The sequence below is a fragment of the Anaerostipes hadrus ATCC 29173 = JCM 17467 genome (genome assembly GCF_030296915.1).
GTDB classification, from domain to species: Bacteria; Bacillota; Clostridia; order Lachnospirales; family Lachnospiraceae; genus Anaerostipes; species Anaerostipes hadrus.
The window spans coordinates 597,150-613,785 of the sequence record NZ_AP028031.1 but is presented as its reverse complement, the minus strand read 5'-3'; the positions used below and the strand labels follow the sequence as shown (position 1 = coordinate 613,785).

At 35.5% G+C, this 16,636-nt stretch carries 12 protein-coding genes; 2 read left to right on the top strand and 10 right to left on the bottom strand.

The genetic code is table 11. From position 1 onward, the window contains the following. Positions 1 to 44: 44 nt before the first annotated feature. On the bottom strand, positions 45 to 1,412 hold the full coding sequence (locus QUE18_RS02905) for a S1C family serine protease (RefSeq protein WP_009203942.1): 1,368 nt from the start codon (positions 1,410 to 1,412) through the stop codon (positions 45 to 47). A 258-nt stretch (positions 1,413 to 1,670) separates the two neighbouring features. On the opposite strand from QUE18_RS02905, the gene QUE18_RS02900 reads away from it, so the two are divergent. Together QUE18_RS02900 and QUE18_RS02895 are read left to right on the top strand one after the other, a co-directional pair. Beyond that, on the top strand, positions 1,671 to 3,101 hold the full coding sequence (locus QUE18_RS02900) for an undecaprenyl-phosphate glucose phosphotransferase (protein WP_009203944.1): 1,431 nt from the start codon (positions 1,671 to 1,673) through the stop codon (positions 3,099 to 3,101). A 79-nt stretch (positions 3,102 to 3,180) separates the two neighbouring features. Then, positions 3,181 to 4,233, top strand: coding sequence for an LCP family protein (locus QUE18_RS02895; protein WP_009203945.1), 1,053 nt, complete (start codon positions 3,181 to 3,183; stop codon positions 4,231 to 4,233). 73 nt (positions 4,234 to 4,306) lie between these two features. Here the strand turns inward: QUE18_RS02895 and QUE18_RS02890 are convergent, their stop codons facing one another. The 9 genes from QUE18_RS02890 to QUE18_RS02850 all read right to left on the bottom strand — a co-directional run bounded on the left by QUE18_RS02890 (position 4,307) and on the right by QUE18_RS02850 (position 16,591). Next, positions 4,307 to 5,476: a CDP-glycerol--poly(glycerophosphate) glycerophosphotransferase gene (locus QUE18_RS02890; RefSeq protein ID WP_009203946.1), complete on the bottom strand. Its 1,170-nt coding sequence runs from the start codon at positions 5,474 to 5,476 to the stop codon at positions 4,307 to 4,309. Between the two features lie 8 nt (positions 5,477 to 5,484). After that, entirely contained in the window at positions 5,485 to 6,420 is a 936-nt protein-coding gene (locus tag QUE18_RS02885) for a glycosyltransferase family 2 protein (protein WP_008394224.1), read from the bottom strand. A 43-nt stretch (positions 6,421 to 6,463) separates the two neighbouring features. Beyond that, positions 6,464 to 7,636: a CDP-glycerol glycerophosphotransferase family protein gene (locus tag QUE18_RS02880; RefSeq protein WP_009203947.1), complete on the bottom strand. Its 1,173-nt coding sequence runs from the start codon at positions 7,634 to 7,636 to the stop codon at positions 6,464 to 6,466. 10 nt (positions 7,637 to 7,646) lie between these two features. Beyond that, complete coding sequence (locus QUE18_RS02875; protein ID WP_009203948.1) at positions 7,647 to 9,707, bottom strand: LTA synthase family protein; 2,061 nt, start codon at positions 9,705 to 9,707, stop codon at positions 7,647 to 7,649. Positions 9,708 to 9,846: 139 nt separating this feature from the next. After that, on the bottom strand, positions 9,847 to 10,257 hold the full coding sequence (gene tagD / locus QUE18_RS02870; RefSeq protein ID WP_008394220.1) for a glycerol-3-phosphate cytidylyltransferase: 411 nt from the start codon (positions 10,255 to 10,257) through the stop codon (positions 9,847 to 9,849). 23 nt (positions 10,258 to 10,280) lie between these two features. Then, positions 10,281 to 11,021: an ABC transporter ATP-binding protein gene (locus tag QUE18_RS02865; protein WP_008394218.1), complete on the bottom strand. Its 741-nt coding sequence runs from the start codon at positions 11,019 to 11,021 to the stop codon at positions 10,281 to 10,283. A gap of 9 nt (positions 11,022 to 11,030) precedes the next feature. Beyond that, positions 11,031 to 11,807, bottom strand: coding sequence for an ABC transporter permease (locus QUE18_RS02860; RefSeq protein WP_008394217.1), 777 nt, complete (start codon positions 11,805 to 11,807; stop codon positions 11,031 to 11,033). Between the two features lie 73 nt (positions 11,808 to 11,880). Continuing rightward, positions 11,881 to 12,936: an acyltransferase family protein gene (locus QUE18_RS02855; protein WP_009203949.1), complete on the bottom strand. Its 1,056-nt coding sequence runs from the start codon at positions 12,934 to 12,936 to the stop codon at positions 11,881 to 11,883. 1 nt (position 12,937) lies between these two features. Beyond that, complete coding sequence (locus QUE18_RS02850; RefSeq protein ID WP_009203950.1) at positions 12,938 to 16,591, bottom strand: CDP-glycerol--poly(glycerophosphate) glycerophosphotransferase; 3,654 nt, start codon at positions 16,589 to 16,591, stop codon at positions 12,938 to 12,940. Positions 16,592 to 16,636: the final 45 nt, after the last annotated feature.

The window sequence follows — 16,636 nt, the reverse complement described above, 5'->3', positions numbered from 1 at the left end:
TTCCATTTTATTGTATCTTTCTTTGGTTCTTTTTTCAACCGGTTTTACTGTCCAAAACTATAATACTGGCTGTTAGAACTTTCATTATTATAATTATTGTTGTAACTATTGCTGTTATTACTATTGCTATTGCTGCTGTTACTGCTTGTGCTTGGTGCATCTGATTTCTTTCCAAGAGTAACTGTCAGTGTCTTCTTCTCATAAGTACCCATCTGATTCTGACGTTTTACAACAACTTTAACTTTCTTGCCTGCTTTCAGGTTTGAAATCTTTTCTTTTAATCCATCCATTGTAGAAACGTTGCTTCCATTAAAGGATACTATCACATCTCCTGCACTGATGCCTGCTTTCTGGGCTGGGGAACTCTTGATCACCTGCTGTACATAAACACCAGATGGCATATCAAACTGGCTTGCCATAGAGCTGTCGATCGTCTGACCTGATACACCTAAATATGCCTGTTCACTCTCACTTGTTGCCTCATTCTTGATCAGTTTATTGATGATCGGTCTTGCTGTATTGATCGGAATCGCATATCCCATTCCTTCTACATCTTCTGAAGAATATTTAACTGTATTAATACCAATTAATTCACCTTTGCTATTTAATAAAGCACCACCACTATTTCCAGGGTTGATCGCTGCATCTGTCTGAATCAGTGTCATTGTCTTGTCTGTCAACTGTACCTGACGATTTAATGCACTGATATAACCACCTGTGACAGACTGTCCATATCCTAATGCATTACCAATTGCGATCGCTCTTTCTCCTGTCTGTAATTTTGAGGAATCTCCTAATGTGATCACTGCGATCTTCTTTAAGGTAGAAGATTTCATGTTCTTTGTATCTACTTCTACAACGGCTAAGTCCGCATCGCTGTCAGTACCACGAATGGTTGCACTTGCACTCTTTCCATCCACAAATCCTACGGATAAAGATTTGGCATCTGCTACAACATGGTTATTTGTAACGATCAAAATCTTACCATCTTTCTTGCCAATGATGATACCTGAACCAACACCTTCGGATTCACTGCTTTGTGTCTGTCCAAACCAACTCTGGCTTGTTGTCTCGAACTTTCCTGTGATCGATACGATCGATGGCATAACATTTTTTGATACACCTGAGAGGTCATTACTGCTGGTACTTGAACTGCTGCTTGTTGTCTTCGTTGTTGCAAGCTGTGTTGCACCATTTCCAATGCCTGCTCTGCTAAATCCATATGTGACTCCCTGCATCACAAGCCCTGCGATCAATCCAAAAGCTACTGCAGATGCTGCTAATTTTGCAACATATTTTCCTCTGCCGCCATTTTTGTTTTTCTTAGGATTGGAATGGTCGTTCGCTTCCTCCGCTCTCCACTGATCGGAAGTCTTCCACTGTCCATCCTGATTTGTATTATATTCACTCATGATTAATTCTCCTTTCAATCCTGATCTTTTATTTCAATCTTTATCTTTTATGAGATAAATATATCTTATAAATGTGTAAAAACTGTGATTAATATGTTACTAAAAAATGATTTCCTCTTTTTTCTCATTTTTCGTGAAAATGATGAGAGTGTCAATAAGTACAAAATACAAAAATAAGAAAAAGTTAAGTCATTTGTCATTGTATGATCTCTTTTTATCCCTTATAATAGAAGGAAGTGAAAAAGGAGTATTTATCATATGATCAAACAAAACCAAACTTACTTAAACAGACTGCATGTCGTGATAGATGCTGTCTGCATTTATTTTGCAGGATTTGCAGCATGGTATATAAGATTTAAATGCACGATCTTTGGATTCTGGCTGAATCAGGAGATTTTCGATCTCAACCGCTATTATCCAGAGTTTTATCAATATCAGAAACCGCTGATCAGCTCTTTGATCCTGTTATTGTTATTGTATTCGTTCTTTGGTCTTTATACACCAAAGCGTTACCAGCGTGGTTCCAAGGAACTTGTGAATCTGGTCAAAGCGAACCTGATCGGACTTGGACTTTCTGCATTTGTGATCACTGTATGGCAGATTCAGAACTTTCCTCGTTCTTTATATCTGTTATTTTATTTATTTAACTTTATTTTTGGTCTTTTATCCAGATATATCATACGCAGGATTTTGAAAACGAATCGTAAGAAAGGACGCAATATCAAACATACGGTATTTATCGGTTTCAGTACTTCAGCAGCTGCATATATCGACCGCATCAAATCAAATCCTCAATGGGGCTTAAAGGTTCATGGGATTTTTGATGATCTTGTCAGTGATAATTTTGAATATCGTGGAATCAAGAAGATCGGTACACTTTCAGATCTTGCCGCTTATCTTGAGAAGACATCTCTTGATGAAGTTGCGATCACTCTGAATCTGAATGAATACCATAAACTGGAACAGATCGTTGCGATCTGTGAGAAGTCTGGTGTGCATACAAAGTTTGTTCCAGATTACTATAACTTTATTTCCACAAACCCATACACCGAAGATCTGGACGGACTCCCAGTTATCAATATCCGTAACGTACCATTAACAAATACGATGAATAAACTGATCAAACGTCTGATCGATATTATCGGTTCTATCATTGCGTTGATCTTATTCTCACCGATCATGCTTATCGTTGCGATCCTTGTGAAGAAGAGTTCTCCTGGACCGATCATTTTTGCCCAAGAACGAATCGGTCTTGGGAATAAACCTTTTAAGATGTACAAATTCCGTTCCATGGGTGTACAGGACCCTAAGAAAGAGGCCAAAGAATGGACAACCAAGAACGATGTCCGTGTTACACCTGTTGGACGTGTGATCCGTAAGACAAGCCTTGATGAACTTCCTCAATTCTGGAATGTATTAAAAGGCGATATGAGTCTGATCGGGCCACGTCCAGAACGACCTTTGTTTGTCGAGAAATTTAAAGAAGAGATTCCTCGTTATATGATCAAGCATCAAGTTCGTCCAGGTATTACTGGATGGGCTCAGGTCAATGGATTCCGTGGTGATACTTCCATCCGAAGCAGAATCGAGCATGACCTGTATTATATTGAGAATTGGTCTTTGGGACTTGATATCAAGATATTATTTCTTACATTCTTTAAGGGATTTGTCAATAAAAATGCATATTAAACAGCAAGAAAAGGATGGAGTTTTTCATCCTTTTTTCTGTACAAACTTAACTATTTAAGGAAATCTGGAGGGATACATTATGACAGCACAGCATACAAAACATGCCAAACACACAAAGCGAAAACGAAGAAGAAGAAGATCTCCACTTCGGATCTTGATCATTCTCATTCTTGTGATCGCTGTATTAGTCGGACTTACGCTTTCCACAGTTCACAAAAAACTTGGGAAAATATCAACAAAAAGTCTTGACCACAGCCAGCTTGTCACTGTAAACAAAGATAGCAATATGACTGACTATACCAACTATGCTTTTTTCGGAATTGATTCTCAGACTGGAAGTATGTCAGATCGTGGAAACCGTTCTGATTCTATCATAGTTGTCAGCATCAACAATTCAACCAAAGATGTCAAACTGTTATCGATCTATCGTGATACATATGTAAGTATTAATGGAAAATACAGTAAGATCAATGCCGCTTATTCCTGGGGTGGTCCAGAGCTTGCGATCAGCACGATCAATCGTAATCTTGATCTGAATATTGAAAAATACGCAACTGTAAACTTTAAGATTCTTGCTGATATCGTTGATGCTGTTGGCGGAATCGAATTAAAAGTCGATAAAAGCATCTTAAAGAATTTAAATGCTTATATCGGTGACATGAATCGTATCAACGGTGGACATTCTCCAAAACTTTCTTCTGCCGGTACTTATACTCTGGATGGAAATCAAGCTGTTGCTTATTCCAGAATCCGTTATACCGCTGGCGGTGACCTTGCCAGAGCCGGAAGACAACGAGAAGTCCTTCAGAAGATTTTTGACAAAGCCAAGAAAAATCCTTTGAAGATGATGTCTGTTATGGATGAGATACTTCCTCAGGTAAAGACAAATATGAGTCAGGATGAATTGTTTGATATGTTCTTATCTGTTTTCAAGTATGACATCAAAGATCAGCAGGGATTCCCTTGGGACCAGAAAGAGCTCCGTTATTATGGTACTTATTATGGATTCCCTTCAACATTGAAAGAAAATGCGATCCGCGCACATAAATACCTCTTTGGTACATCGGATTATCAAGTCAGTGATGAGCTTAGCCGTATCAATCAGAAGATCATTTATCGTGCTGGATATTAATCCTGAATATCAACTCAAAATGCAAAAAGAAGCTTTCGATCTATGGATTCACTCATAGATCAAAAGCTTCTTTTTATTTTATATTCTTCAAGATCCCTAACAATGTTTCGCCAACCATTCCCTGGCCTTCTTTGCAATAAAAGAAATCCCTTGCCTGCCTTCTAACCTCTTTAAAATGATCGTCGCCTTGTACCAGACGTTCGAATTCTTCCATCAAGGCTTCAAATGTCTCTGCCTTATATCCCGGAGCCGCCTTCTCATAATCGCAATACATACCACGATCATGCTCCAGATAATCGTGATAATCAAAATTATAAAAGACTACCGGCCGGTCCAGTAATAGATAATCTATATATGTGCTTGAATAATCTGTAACCAGAATATCCGTATCCATTAATAATTCCTGAATATCCATGGATTTCTCTGTGATATCTGTTATATTAGAATACATGGAGAAATCTACTTTCTCATCTTTATGATAAAAATGGCGCCGGATCACGAACAAAATATCATTTTGGATACACCAATCATTGAGCACTTTAAAATCAAAATGTTCTTCCAAAGGAAATGCCACTTTACCTTCTTTCCTGTGTGTCGGCGTATATAAGATGACTTTCTTTCCTTTTGCCGCTTTTGACAACTGATGAGAAGCATGAAATTTTCCACTTTGATCATAGAATATATCATTCCTTGGCTGTCCCAATGTTATGATATGACTCTTTGATCTTCGAAATGCACTTTCATAGATCGGAGCATAAAAATCACTTGTTGCTACTACATACTCTTTTCCTAATGGGATTTCCTGAATCATTCTTCGGATTTTCTGACCCTTGCTATCCCAATTCTTGACCTTATCATCATCATAGCCAACTTTCTTTAATGGAACCCCATGCCAAAGATTTAAGAATACTGCTCGTCCCATAAATGTATGATTTACATCACTGATCCCATTGCAGACTACCACATATTTGGCCCGAAGCTGCATTAAAATCCCTTTGAAACTGTCAAACATATAAGCTTCATATCCAAGCTTCCTGACTTTTCTGCAGACTGATTCATTCTTCGTGATCCATATCGGACGGATCTCTTTATGTTCTTGTGCTTCTAAAAACAGATATTTGGGATTGTCTGCAAACTGTTCTCCAAGCCATGCTCCAAAGATATATATCTTTCTGCTTCTTGGAAATAAACACGACAGAAACATGATCACATATTTTCCTGCAAGTCCTAATGCTTTTTTCATAAATATTCCTATCCCCAAAGCCACTGCATCAGCTTTCGGATATTTCCTTCCTTTAATACGTGATGATTTTTATAAAAACTCAATCGTTTGATCTTTCCTTTATAATACAATTCTCCATAACTCTCAAGAAGTTCATAAACATCCAGATTATCAATCTCTTCCCCATATGTCTCAACAAATCCCTGCATCTGCTCCATAGATTCGATCATCATACGGCGATAGCTGTTCTTTCCTTCTTTGAGACGATGATACAAAAAGACGGGATTCTTTGCATCTTTCGCACCAACAGAATTATTGCCATGCTGACGGTAATACATCGTTGGCTCATTTACAAAACCAATCTTACCAAACACTTTCGCGATCAATGCCGCCCAATAATCATGCATGATGATCTTAGACATCGGTAACGGCCGTAAAAAATATTGTTGCAGACAACGATTGATCATCATCGTACACCCTGTCACAGAATTTTGTACCATCAATTGATTCAATACAATTCTCTTTGGAATATTCGCATACTGAAAGAATGACTCTGCAACCATCTCTAAGTTATGATCTGCAACTGACAGATCTGAATGAACCAAGATCGGTGTTTTCTCTCCATATCTTGCCTCTAACGCTTCCATCTTCTGTAATGTCAGATAAATCTTATCTGGTTTCCACACATCATCCTGATCACAAAACATAAAATACGGTCCGTAAGAATTTTGGATCAGTGAAATAAAATTGTCTTTGGCACTTCCCTGTGGCGGGTCATTCTTAATGATCGTCACTTGTTCCGGATATTGTTTACTGAATTCTTCAAGAATGCTGATCGTACCATCCGTAGAACCATCATCACCCACGACCAGCTGCCAGTTTTCATAGGTCTGAGCTGCAATTGATTCTAACTGCGCTTTTAAATAATCCTCTCCATTCAATGTCGCTAACAGAATCGTTACCATATTATTTTCAAACCTCCTGACTGTGTTATTGTTCAGCAGATCTCTATCTGCTTACCTTCTTTATCACGTCAACGACCTTCTGTGAAGCATGTCCATCATCTATGCCATTGAATTTATCATGATAATTCTTATATTTTTCTTTCCAACTATCTTCATTATATTCTTTAATATCTTTGATCAACTGATCTGTATCTCTTGAAATCGGTCCTGGAATATCATTGACAAAGTCAAAATAAAATCCTCTCAGATTCTCCTTGTAGTCTTCCAGATCATATGCAAAGAATAACATCGGCCTGTTAAGAATACTATAATCAAACATTACAGAAGAATAGTCCGTGATCAACATATCTGACACAAGGTATAACCATGCAATATCTTTTGTCTCGTCGAATGTATAAACGAATCCTTTATATGGTGTCCAATCAATCTTATCTGATACAAGATAATGATATTTTACAATGAATATATATTCATCTGATAATGCCTCCTTTGCTTTATCAAAATCTAGTTTTGAAGCAAATTTGTACTTTCCTTTCTCGCTATATTCATTATCTCTCCAAGTTGGAGCATATAATATGATCTTCTTATCCAATGGAAGTCCAAGTTTTTCTTTGTATTCTCTGATCTTAGTAGGAGAATTATCATTGATCAAAATATCATTCCTTGGATATCCGATCTGTAAGATCGGACGATCTTTAAATGCAAAACATGATCTGAAAATATCTGTAGAAAACTTATTCTGTGATACTAGATAATCCCAATCCTTACATGTTACTCTAAACTGTTCATGATAATTCTCAATATCCGTACTTCCACCCATATCCATTCGGTCCATATCAAGCGCAAGCTTCTTAAGCGGCGTTCCGTGCCATGTCTGAATGTATGTGATATGCTTCTTCTTACGCACATATAATGGCTGACGACTATCAAATACCCAGATTCCTGCTCTCATTAAATACCAAAAATATGGGAAATAATTATTCCTTATCTTCTTGCATTTACCTGGAACTTCTATACTTGTATCAAAGAAAAACCAGATACATTCATATTCTTGATCAAGGCCTTCTCTTACCATCTCTTCATAGATGTATCTTGGATTTCCTGTATAGTTACGTCCATTGCTGCTCTGAAATATAATCATCTTTTTATTTACTGGAATCAGATATGTTAATACTTTATATATCTGAATCGTAATATTCTTAATCAGTTGCTTCATACGTGCACTCCTATTTACTTACTTCAAAGAATGAATCTCTGCGATTCTTCTTATCAAACATCATATTGTACTGAATCATACGATACTTCTGTATTATACCATAATATGGTGATCCTTTATCATTAATCTGATAAAATTTTCCATTCTTTCCCCAATATCCCTGCGATGTGATCGTTGGAACTTCTTTTCGGACCTCATTTAAAAATCTCTGATATCCTGTCATCTTTACTCCAGCTGTCTTGGTCAGGATACTTTGGATATAATTCATGCTTGTCTTCTCTATATGCTGTTCTTTAATGTCATAATTGGCCCAGATCACGAATGGTACCTGATAACGCTTCATCATCTGTTCGCTGCTCCAAGTCTGATATTGACCGTTTGTGATCTTATTCATAAATTCATCTGTCAATCTTGGCTGATGATCTCCTAAAAATAAAATGATCGTTGGCTCTTTACATTTTTCAAAATAACTTGTCAGCTGTTTTAAACTGTCATCTGAATATTTGATCAGATTTAGATATCTGTTGGCCTCAGCATCATATTTGCTGCTTTCAATCTTGATCGGCTGTTTAAAGTTGGCTGCATCCTTATCATAAGGACTGTGATTCTGGATCGTCATATTATACATATAAAATGGCTGATCTGTCTTCTTACGATTCTTTTCATATTCAGAAATAATGCGATCTACATTTGCCTCATCAGAAATATACTCTCTAACCCTTTTTACATTCTTAGGAAAGTCAAATTTATCAATAAAATCCGTAAATCCAAAATCTTTATATACAGCTGGTCGATTATAATTATACGGATTGAACGGATGCATCGCTTTATTTCCAGAATATCCTTCTGCCTTTAGATTACTAACTAGTGAAGGCATCTGCCCATGAATATAAAGCTGAAATGCTGTCGTTCCAGCTGATAAAAATCCAAGAGTATTCCCTGTCAACAATTCAAATTCTGTATTCGCTGTCTGACCACCTACAATCGATGCATACGTATATCCTGTCACACAATTCTTCTTCAAACTGTGGAAATAGGGCATATAATCTTCGTTCGTCTTAAAATCTCCCAGCACCTTAATATCTGCGAATGTTTCATTGACAACTGTTATGATATTCGGATATTGCTTTACTGTACTTTGCTGTTCATTCGCTGATTTCTTTTCATATTCCTGAATGATCTGATCAACCTTCGCTGTTGTATATCCTTCTGGCTTCTTCACGACCGCATATCCAACACTTCTTGCAAATGTCAGCACGCCTCCATATTTTTGATAACTTTCCATTGGACGGAACATACGAATATTGATCTGGTGCTCTTCCATAAAATCAGACAGTATGATCTGATTTGTGAACAATCCGCATCCTAATGCAACAACAATAAATCCTGCAATGTGAAATACTCTTTTTTCTGTAACCTTTACCTCATGAAGTCTTAAAAATGTAAAGAAAAATGCCATACATACCAAGATCACACTATATTGTTCAAACGTCAATTTGAATGTATAATTACCCATCACGCTAGTAGCCGTCTGTACTGTTAAAATATCTGGTGCCATCATCGGAATCCCGCGAAATTCATATACAACACATACAACTACCGCAAAGATAAACAATACAAATGGTACGATCACTGATCCAACTCTGATGCTGTTCGTCAAAAATATGATCAGCAGATCCACCAAAATGATCATTGCAAAACTTAAAACGATCCAAAGTGGCTCTTTCTGATAGAACTGTGTCGGCGGAAATGCACACTCTGCTTCATTGATCAAAAATTCTGACAAGATCCATCCCATAACTGGTGCGATCACTCCAAGAATGATCACAAAAGCCCTGTCAACCTTCTGACTCAAACGAATGTCGCAAACTGTTACAAATACCATCCAAAAACATGCCAAAAATACAAATCCCATACGTTTCAGGTAAAAATCAGTCTGCACATGATACATTGGCTTATTTGATAAAAAGAATCCAAGCAATGCAAACACGACCAGTAATTTTAAAACTGCGGTAACTTTATATCTCTTTTTTTCACTTTTAAAAATATTGCTAATTTCTATAAACTGCATCAAAAACTAATCCTTTCATCTATAGCATTATCTTAAATTCTTTTTGTTTGATAACGCAGAAAAGAAGAATTCCGTCTCTAGCCGTTCATAACCTCTATTGTCAACGAAATTCCTCTTATATCTTAATTCATAACTCTTGCTATTTATTCGCTGTTGTTCCGTTTAATCCAAGATCCTGTTTGATCTTTGTTGTAGAAATTCCTTCTGTTCTTGGAAGATATACGACTTCACAGTAATCTTTTAAGAAATCAAACTTACCTTTCCAGTCATCTCCCATAACAAATGTATCTACATGATATTCTTTCACATCGGAAATCTTCTGATCCCAATTTTCTTCTGGAATCACAAGATCCACATAACGAACTGCTTCTACCAGTTTTTTTCTTTCTTCATAACTGAAATAACATTTTTTCTGTTTTTCATTCCAGTTAAACTCATCTGTTGATACAACTACAATTAAATAATCACCTAATTCTTTTGCTCTGCGCAATAAATTGATATGTCCCGCATGCAGTAAATCAAATGTTCCATATGTGATTACTTTTCTCATATCACACCTCCGTGTCTTCTATCTTACTTTGTTTTCTCTTCGTATACTTTACTTACTTCTTCAATCGATCCATGAGAAATGATCTTTCCTTTTTCAAGTAGGATTGCCTTATTACATAATCTCTTTACCTGATCTAAAGAATGAGATACAAATAATACTGTAACTCCCTTGTCAAACATACTCATGATCTTTGCTTCACTTTTCTTTCGGAATTTCGCATCTCCGACAGATAATACTTCATCCAGGATCAAGATATCTGGTTCCACTAATGTTGCAACAGAGAATCCAAGTCTTGATTTCATACCTGAAGAATAGTTCTTAACTGGGACATCTATAAATTTGCCCAGTTCTGAGAACTCTATGATCTCATCTAACTTCTCATCTAAGAACTTCTTTGAGAATCCAAGAACTGCTCCATAAAGATAAATATTCTCACGTCCTGTATACTGTTGATCAAATCCAGCACCTAATTCAAGCAATGGAGCGATCTTCCCCTTGGCTGTCACAGTTCCTTCCGTTGCTTTTAATACCCCTGCAATAACCTTTAACAGCGTACTCTTTCCAGCTCCATTCAATCCAAGGATTCCAAGTCGATCCCCTTTGTTAAGGGTAAAATTAATATCTTTTAATGCCCAGAATTCATTATATGAAATCTGATGTTTCAATAACTTGATCACATAATCTTTCAGATCATCAACCTTTTCCTGACTTAAGTTAAACTTCATTCCAACATGTTCAACTTTCAATACTTCTTTCTTTGCCATGATACCCTCCTAAATATGCAGAATGAATTCATCTTGCTTCTTATAGAAGAAAATCAATCCTACAATAACACTTACGATTGCAAACACGATGGATGCAGCTAAAAACTTCATATTCATCGGCATACCAAAAACAGCCTGTCTAAAATTATGGATCAAAAGATATAATGGATTACATTTTAAGATCCATCCAAAACCTGATTTTAATAACTTCTCTGGTTTGTAGAAAATTGCTGAAGCATACATAATGATCATTAATCCTACAGACCATAAATATTCTAAGTCTCTAAAGAATACTGCCATCGTAGATAGGATCATTCCAACTCCAAAAGCTGTGATCAGTAATAAGATCAATGGAATGATCGCCTGTGCCAGATAAATGGTTGGATATACCTTCAAAACAATAGATACTACTACCAACACGATCAAAGAGATAGCAAAAATAATATAATTAAACAATACACTGGATAATGGATAAATATATTTTGGCACATATACTTTCTTGATCATTCCTGCATTCGTCCTGATCGCTTTCATCGCACCATTTGTCGCAGATGAAAAGAAACTATACATCAAACGTCCACATAAGATATATACTGGGAAATGTGGATCCTTGTTTCCAAACAATGTACCAAATACTACACTTAGTACGATCATTGTCATTAACGGTTCTAACAGTGTCCATAAAATACCTAAATATGATCTTCTGTATTTTAACTTAACACCTTTCTTTACAAGTTCCCATAAAAGGAATCTGTACTTTTTAAAATTTTCAATATAAGATTTCACTGTACTTCTCCATTTTGATATTTTTAATTTACACCTTGCTATTATACTATTCCTTAACAGATTATTCAACTATCTAAAATCTTCCGATCAAAAATTTAGCTTTTGTATTAACAAATGTTATTATTGAGTATTCAATGATCATCACAAGGATCATTGCCCCAAGGCAGTCAATATAATATCTCCATGCCATGATCCCTGGCATTCCTGATATGATCTTCCATCCTGCAGTTGCAGTAGAAATAATATAAAACGGTCTTTGTGTACACATTAATATCAAAGAATTCTTTCCAAAATAATTCAGTATCGTAAACGGAATACAATCTTCAAGAAATTCAAAGACAAATAGTGCTCCAAAAGCTCCAATGATTCCTGTAACAAAAAATAGTGGTGGGTGAATACCTAAAGACATATTATTTAAATCTACACCATTATTTTGCTGTGATAAAAAGACATTTCCAATTGTAAATACCAGTCCGATCATAAATCGGATTTCTCTGGATGTTACTTTACTGAATAACATACATCCAATATGTCCTATCTCCAAGAACCATAATGCGATCAATGCTTTACTGATCGGTAAGATCAAAAATGATATTCTTTCAAATGTTAATGGGTCCACTGAAACGATCAAGTGTCTGATAAAATAAGACTCCCAAATTCCAAAAACAGGTATCACGATCAATATCACGATCCTCATCCATTTCGGAAGATATTTGATAAGACAGAAAAACAGGATCTCCGCAATAAATAACACCGGTAAAAACCATAGTGCAAATGTTCCTCTTAATGTGATCGTTGCTAAAATATAAGATTTGATCGCCGGAATATCAATTCTGTGCTTCATGATCATCGTTGCAAATCGAAATCCAATCGACAAAATACTAAATAAGACATATGGCAGCATCAATGACTTCAATAACTTTACTGCATACCCCTTTAATGTCTGTGTCCGATAAGAATCTGCATACTGGATCAGATATCCGGCGGCAACAAAGAAAATTGCCATCTTGAATGATGCCGCCCATGTATCAACTGGATTACCAAGCTTCGTAATATGTCCCCATGTTACCATCAAGATTCCTAAGCCTTTGCACAAATCTATATATTTTATTCTCCTCTTTTTGTCCATTTTAATATCCTTTGCTTATGATATATTCATACGTACGTTTACTGTTATCATTATCACGATATTCAAAATAATAATCTTTTAATTTTGTATATTCTTCTTTTTCTTTAAATCCATTGTGAATATACTCTTCAATTCCATCGATCAATTTCTCATATTCTGTATAACGTTCTCCAAATAGTTCATGCTCCATATCCAGATAACTTCCATGCGCCTGCATATACATATCATAATCAAACTGATAGAATAATACGGGTTTATCAAGATAACATACATCCCAGCATACACTAGAATAATCTGTGATCAGCATAGAACATTTCTTCATGATCTCATTTAATGGCTCTGTTCCAAATGGAATCAACTCAATATTATCTCCACTGACATTAAACTCGCTCAAATAATCTTTAAACTTTGGATGAATGTAAAAAATCAATTTAACATCATTTTCTTTTAAGATTCTTGCAAGTTTCTGACTCTGTAACAGTTTCATATAGTTTTTATAATAATCACTTGCCTTAAACTCTTCTGCACTCTTTTCTTCCAGCCATGATCTCCATGTCGGCATTGCAAGAATGATCTTTTCCTCTGGTTTTGAAGTATCTTCCAGAACATCCCATCTCGTAAATCCAAGAATCGGTGCATCTCCATCTTCATATCCAAAATTCTCTACAATGATCTTATGCTCAAATCTTGATGTCGTTGTAAAATGAGTCATAGGACTTGAACCTTTCATTCCAAAAATCGGATGTACACGTTTTAATGCTGTCACCCCATGCTGTAAAAACAAGATATTATGTTTTGAAATACGATTTGAGATCACATTTGGTTTTGCTCTCCATGTATATAAATGTTTCTTTGAATCAGAAGCTATATATAAATTGGCAACAAGTGAATATAAAATATGTCGAAAACTCATAAATGGAATCACATGTTTTCCATATTGCTTCATCTTATCATAATCAGCAGAATCTGTATCGAGAATATAATAAATATGCTGCTTCTTTTCTTTTGGAAGCTGCTCCATACAATATTTGAAGAAATAATATCCATTATCCTGCGCCATAGAGCAGAATTTTTCAAATACTAACCATACTCGTTTCTTTTTCCAATATGGTAATAACAACGTATAAACACCAAAAGCTACTAATTCCTTGATCTTTACATCAAATCCATCATATTTTGATCTTGTACGATAAGTAAATGCCATTTTGCATGTGATCGTCGAATAAGGGAAAATAATATGCTCTTTATCAACATCACATTGATAATTCATCAGTAATAATTTTAATCTCTGCCATCTGCTCCAATATGCACTTACTCTTACTTCTTCTCCATTCTTCTCTGTTACAGCAAATACATCCCAAAACAGTTCTTCCAGTGATAATACCGACATATCGATCTGAGCATCAATAATATAATGATCACCTGATCTCGTTACTTTATATTCAAATGGATAATCGATCGTCTCCACTTTACTTCGATATGATAATATGACATTTTTGATTCCAGCTTCTTTGTTTTTATATTTCATTTTCACATGAACTTTTGAACCCTTGATTTTGAATTTCAGTACTTGTCCACGCATATTACGAACGGATAACTGTGCCTGATCTCCCATAAATACAGAAAATCTTCCATCTACTTCATTCATATAAGGAATCACACTTGTATCCGCAGGTTCAAATGTATTCTGATAAGTAATATCATGTTTCTTGATTCCTGTCATATATACAGAAGATTTATCTAATTCATCCATCGCTTCTTTTCGTTTTGCATATTCTTTACGATCTACAAAGAAATATGGCAGTTTGTTGCCATTTTCATCTTCTAATTCGATCATCAACTGATATCTTCCGTTCATATCTGCAATTTCAAGCGAAAGAAATTCATCAAAATATTCCTTGATACAATGATCTTTCCATTCTTTTTCTGTCAGATCCCTTGTATAAATGATCTGACTTTTCTTATTTACAAGTAACAGCTTCTTTGGCTGACCTTTCTTGCCTTCCTCAAACTTAATCTCCAAATGGTCTTCCATTACTCGCATGGATGCATTGATCATTTTTTTCTTATTGAAAGAAAATGTCTCTCCTGCTTCTCCATGATAGTATTCTGTCTCAAACTTTGAATATACTGGAAGATCTGCAAAGCATCTCTTGATCTCCCTCTTATGAAGTTCTTTTCTGACCTTGGCACTCTTTCTCTTTAACACTTCTTCTGCATAGGTTCTTGGAAGTGTTCGTGTAATAAAAATATAATCAAAATCATCAAGATAATTATCATGTAGATGACTGCTTAATTCTGGATTGAAGAAACGTTTTTCAAAGATCACTACATCTTCATCTTTCTTAGCAATCTGCGCGATCGTATCGATCGTCTGTGCTGTTTTTACATTTGGATAGTGCAAAACTCTTCGTTTCTTTTCTTTGTTAAAACTGTAATCGATCGTTGGCATATCGCACATATTTCCATGAAAAACAAGTTCTGCCATATTCTTTGCAGCATCAATAGAATCATACTGAATATATCTTTCTATATATTCCATATCATTTTCATAAGAATCCTCGCGGAATGTCTCGTTGACCAGACAATCTCTTAATGCTTCCTTGTCATAGATCTTTCTAAATGGCAATTCTTTGATATCAAAATACATTCCTCTATCGTGCATGTATTCTTCATAGTCATACATATATAATATGATTGGTTTTCTTGTAATCGAGTAATCAAAAAATACGCTTGAATAATCTGTGATCAGTGCATCAACACTATTTAAAAATTCATATTTGTCAACACCACTTGGAAATGGATAAATATGTTCATAATTATCCAGCTTTACAAACTTCTGCACAATTGGATGAAAGTTTACATATAACTTCTGATCATCCTTTAAATTCTCATCTAGATAATGTAACAGCTGATTGATCTCTCTGCTATATTCAGACGTGTTCACATCATGATTGCTCTGTCCACGCCATGTCGGCATATATGCCATCGTTGTATAATCTTCATTTCCAAGCTTCTTTGTTACCTGGTCAGCTTTCTCGTGATCCATAAAAATACTATTTCTTGGATATCCATTCATCACAACAGTTCCTGTATACAAAGCTTCCAGATTATAATCTTCCATAATCACTTTTCTTGTAAATTCATTTGGGAACATGATGTAGTTGGCATGTAAGAAGTTATGTTGCACATTATACATGGATTCAATTCCAAAACGCATTCGTTTTCCTAATGTCTTTAACGGTGTTCCATGCCATGTCTGTAGGTACACCTGTTCATCTCTTCGAATGAAATACGCCGGAAAAGAACTGTTATTGATCAGATACTTAGATGTTGCAAGTACTTTTACATATTTAAAATCTGCAATATCTACAAGTTCTACTTTCAATCCGATAGAATCAATAAATTTCTGATCTCGTTTCTTATCATTCGTCGCAAAATAGATCTTGAAATCTTTTGATTCCGGCATTTTCAAAAACTCCTGCAAGATCGCCAAGGATGAATCTGACACATCCTTGCCGTGAAATGACTCAAAGAGTGCTTGTTTTTCATTGATCTTGCCATGTTTATAATACCAGGCATAGATAAATTTCATCTTTGGAGTTTTTGGAAATAATCTTTTTACAAATCGAATAATTTTTCTTATTTTATCCATGTTTCCTTCTTAAACCTTTCAATGACCTTCTTAAAGATTGTTCTG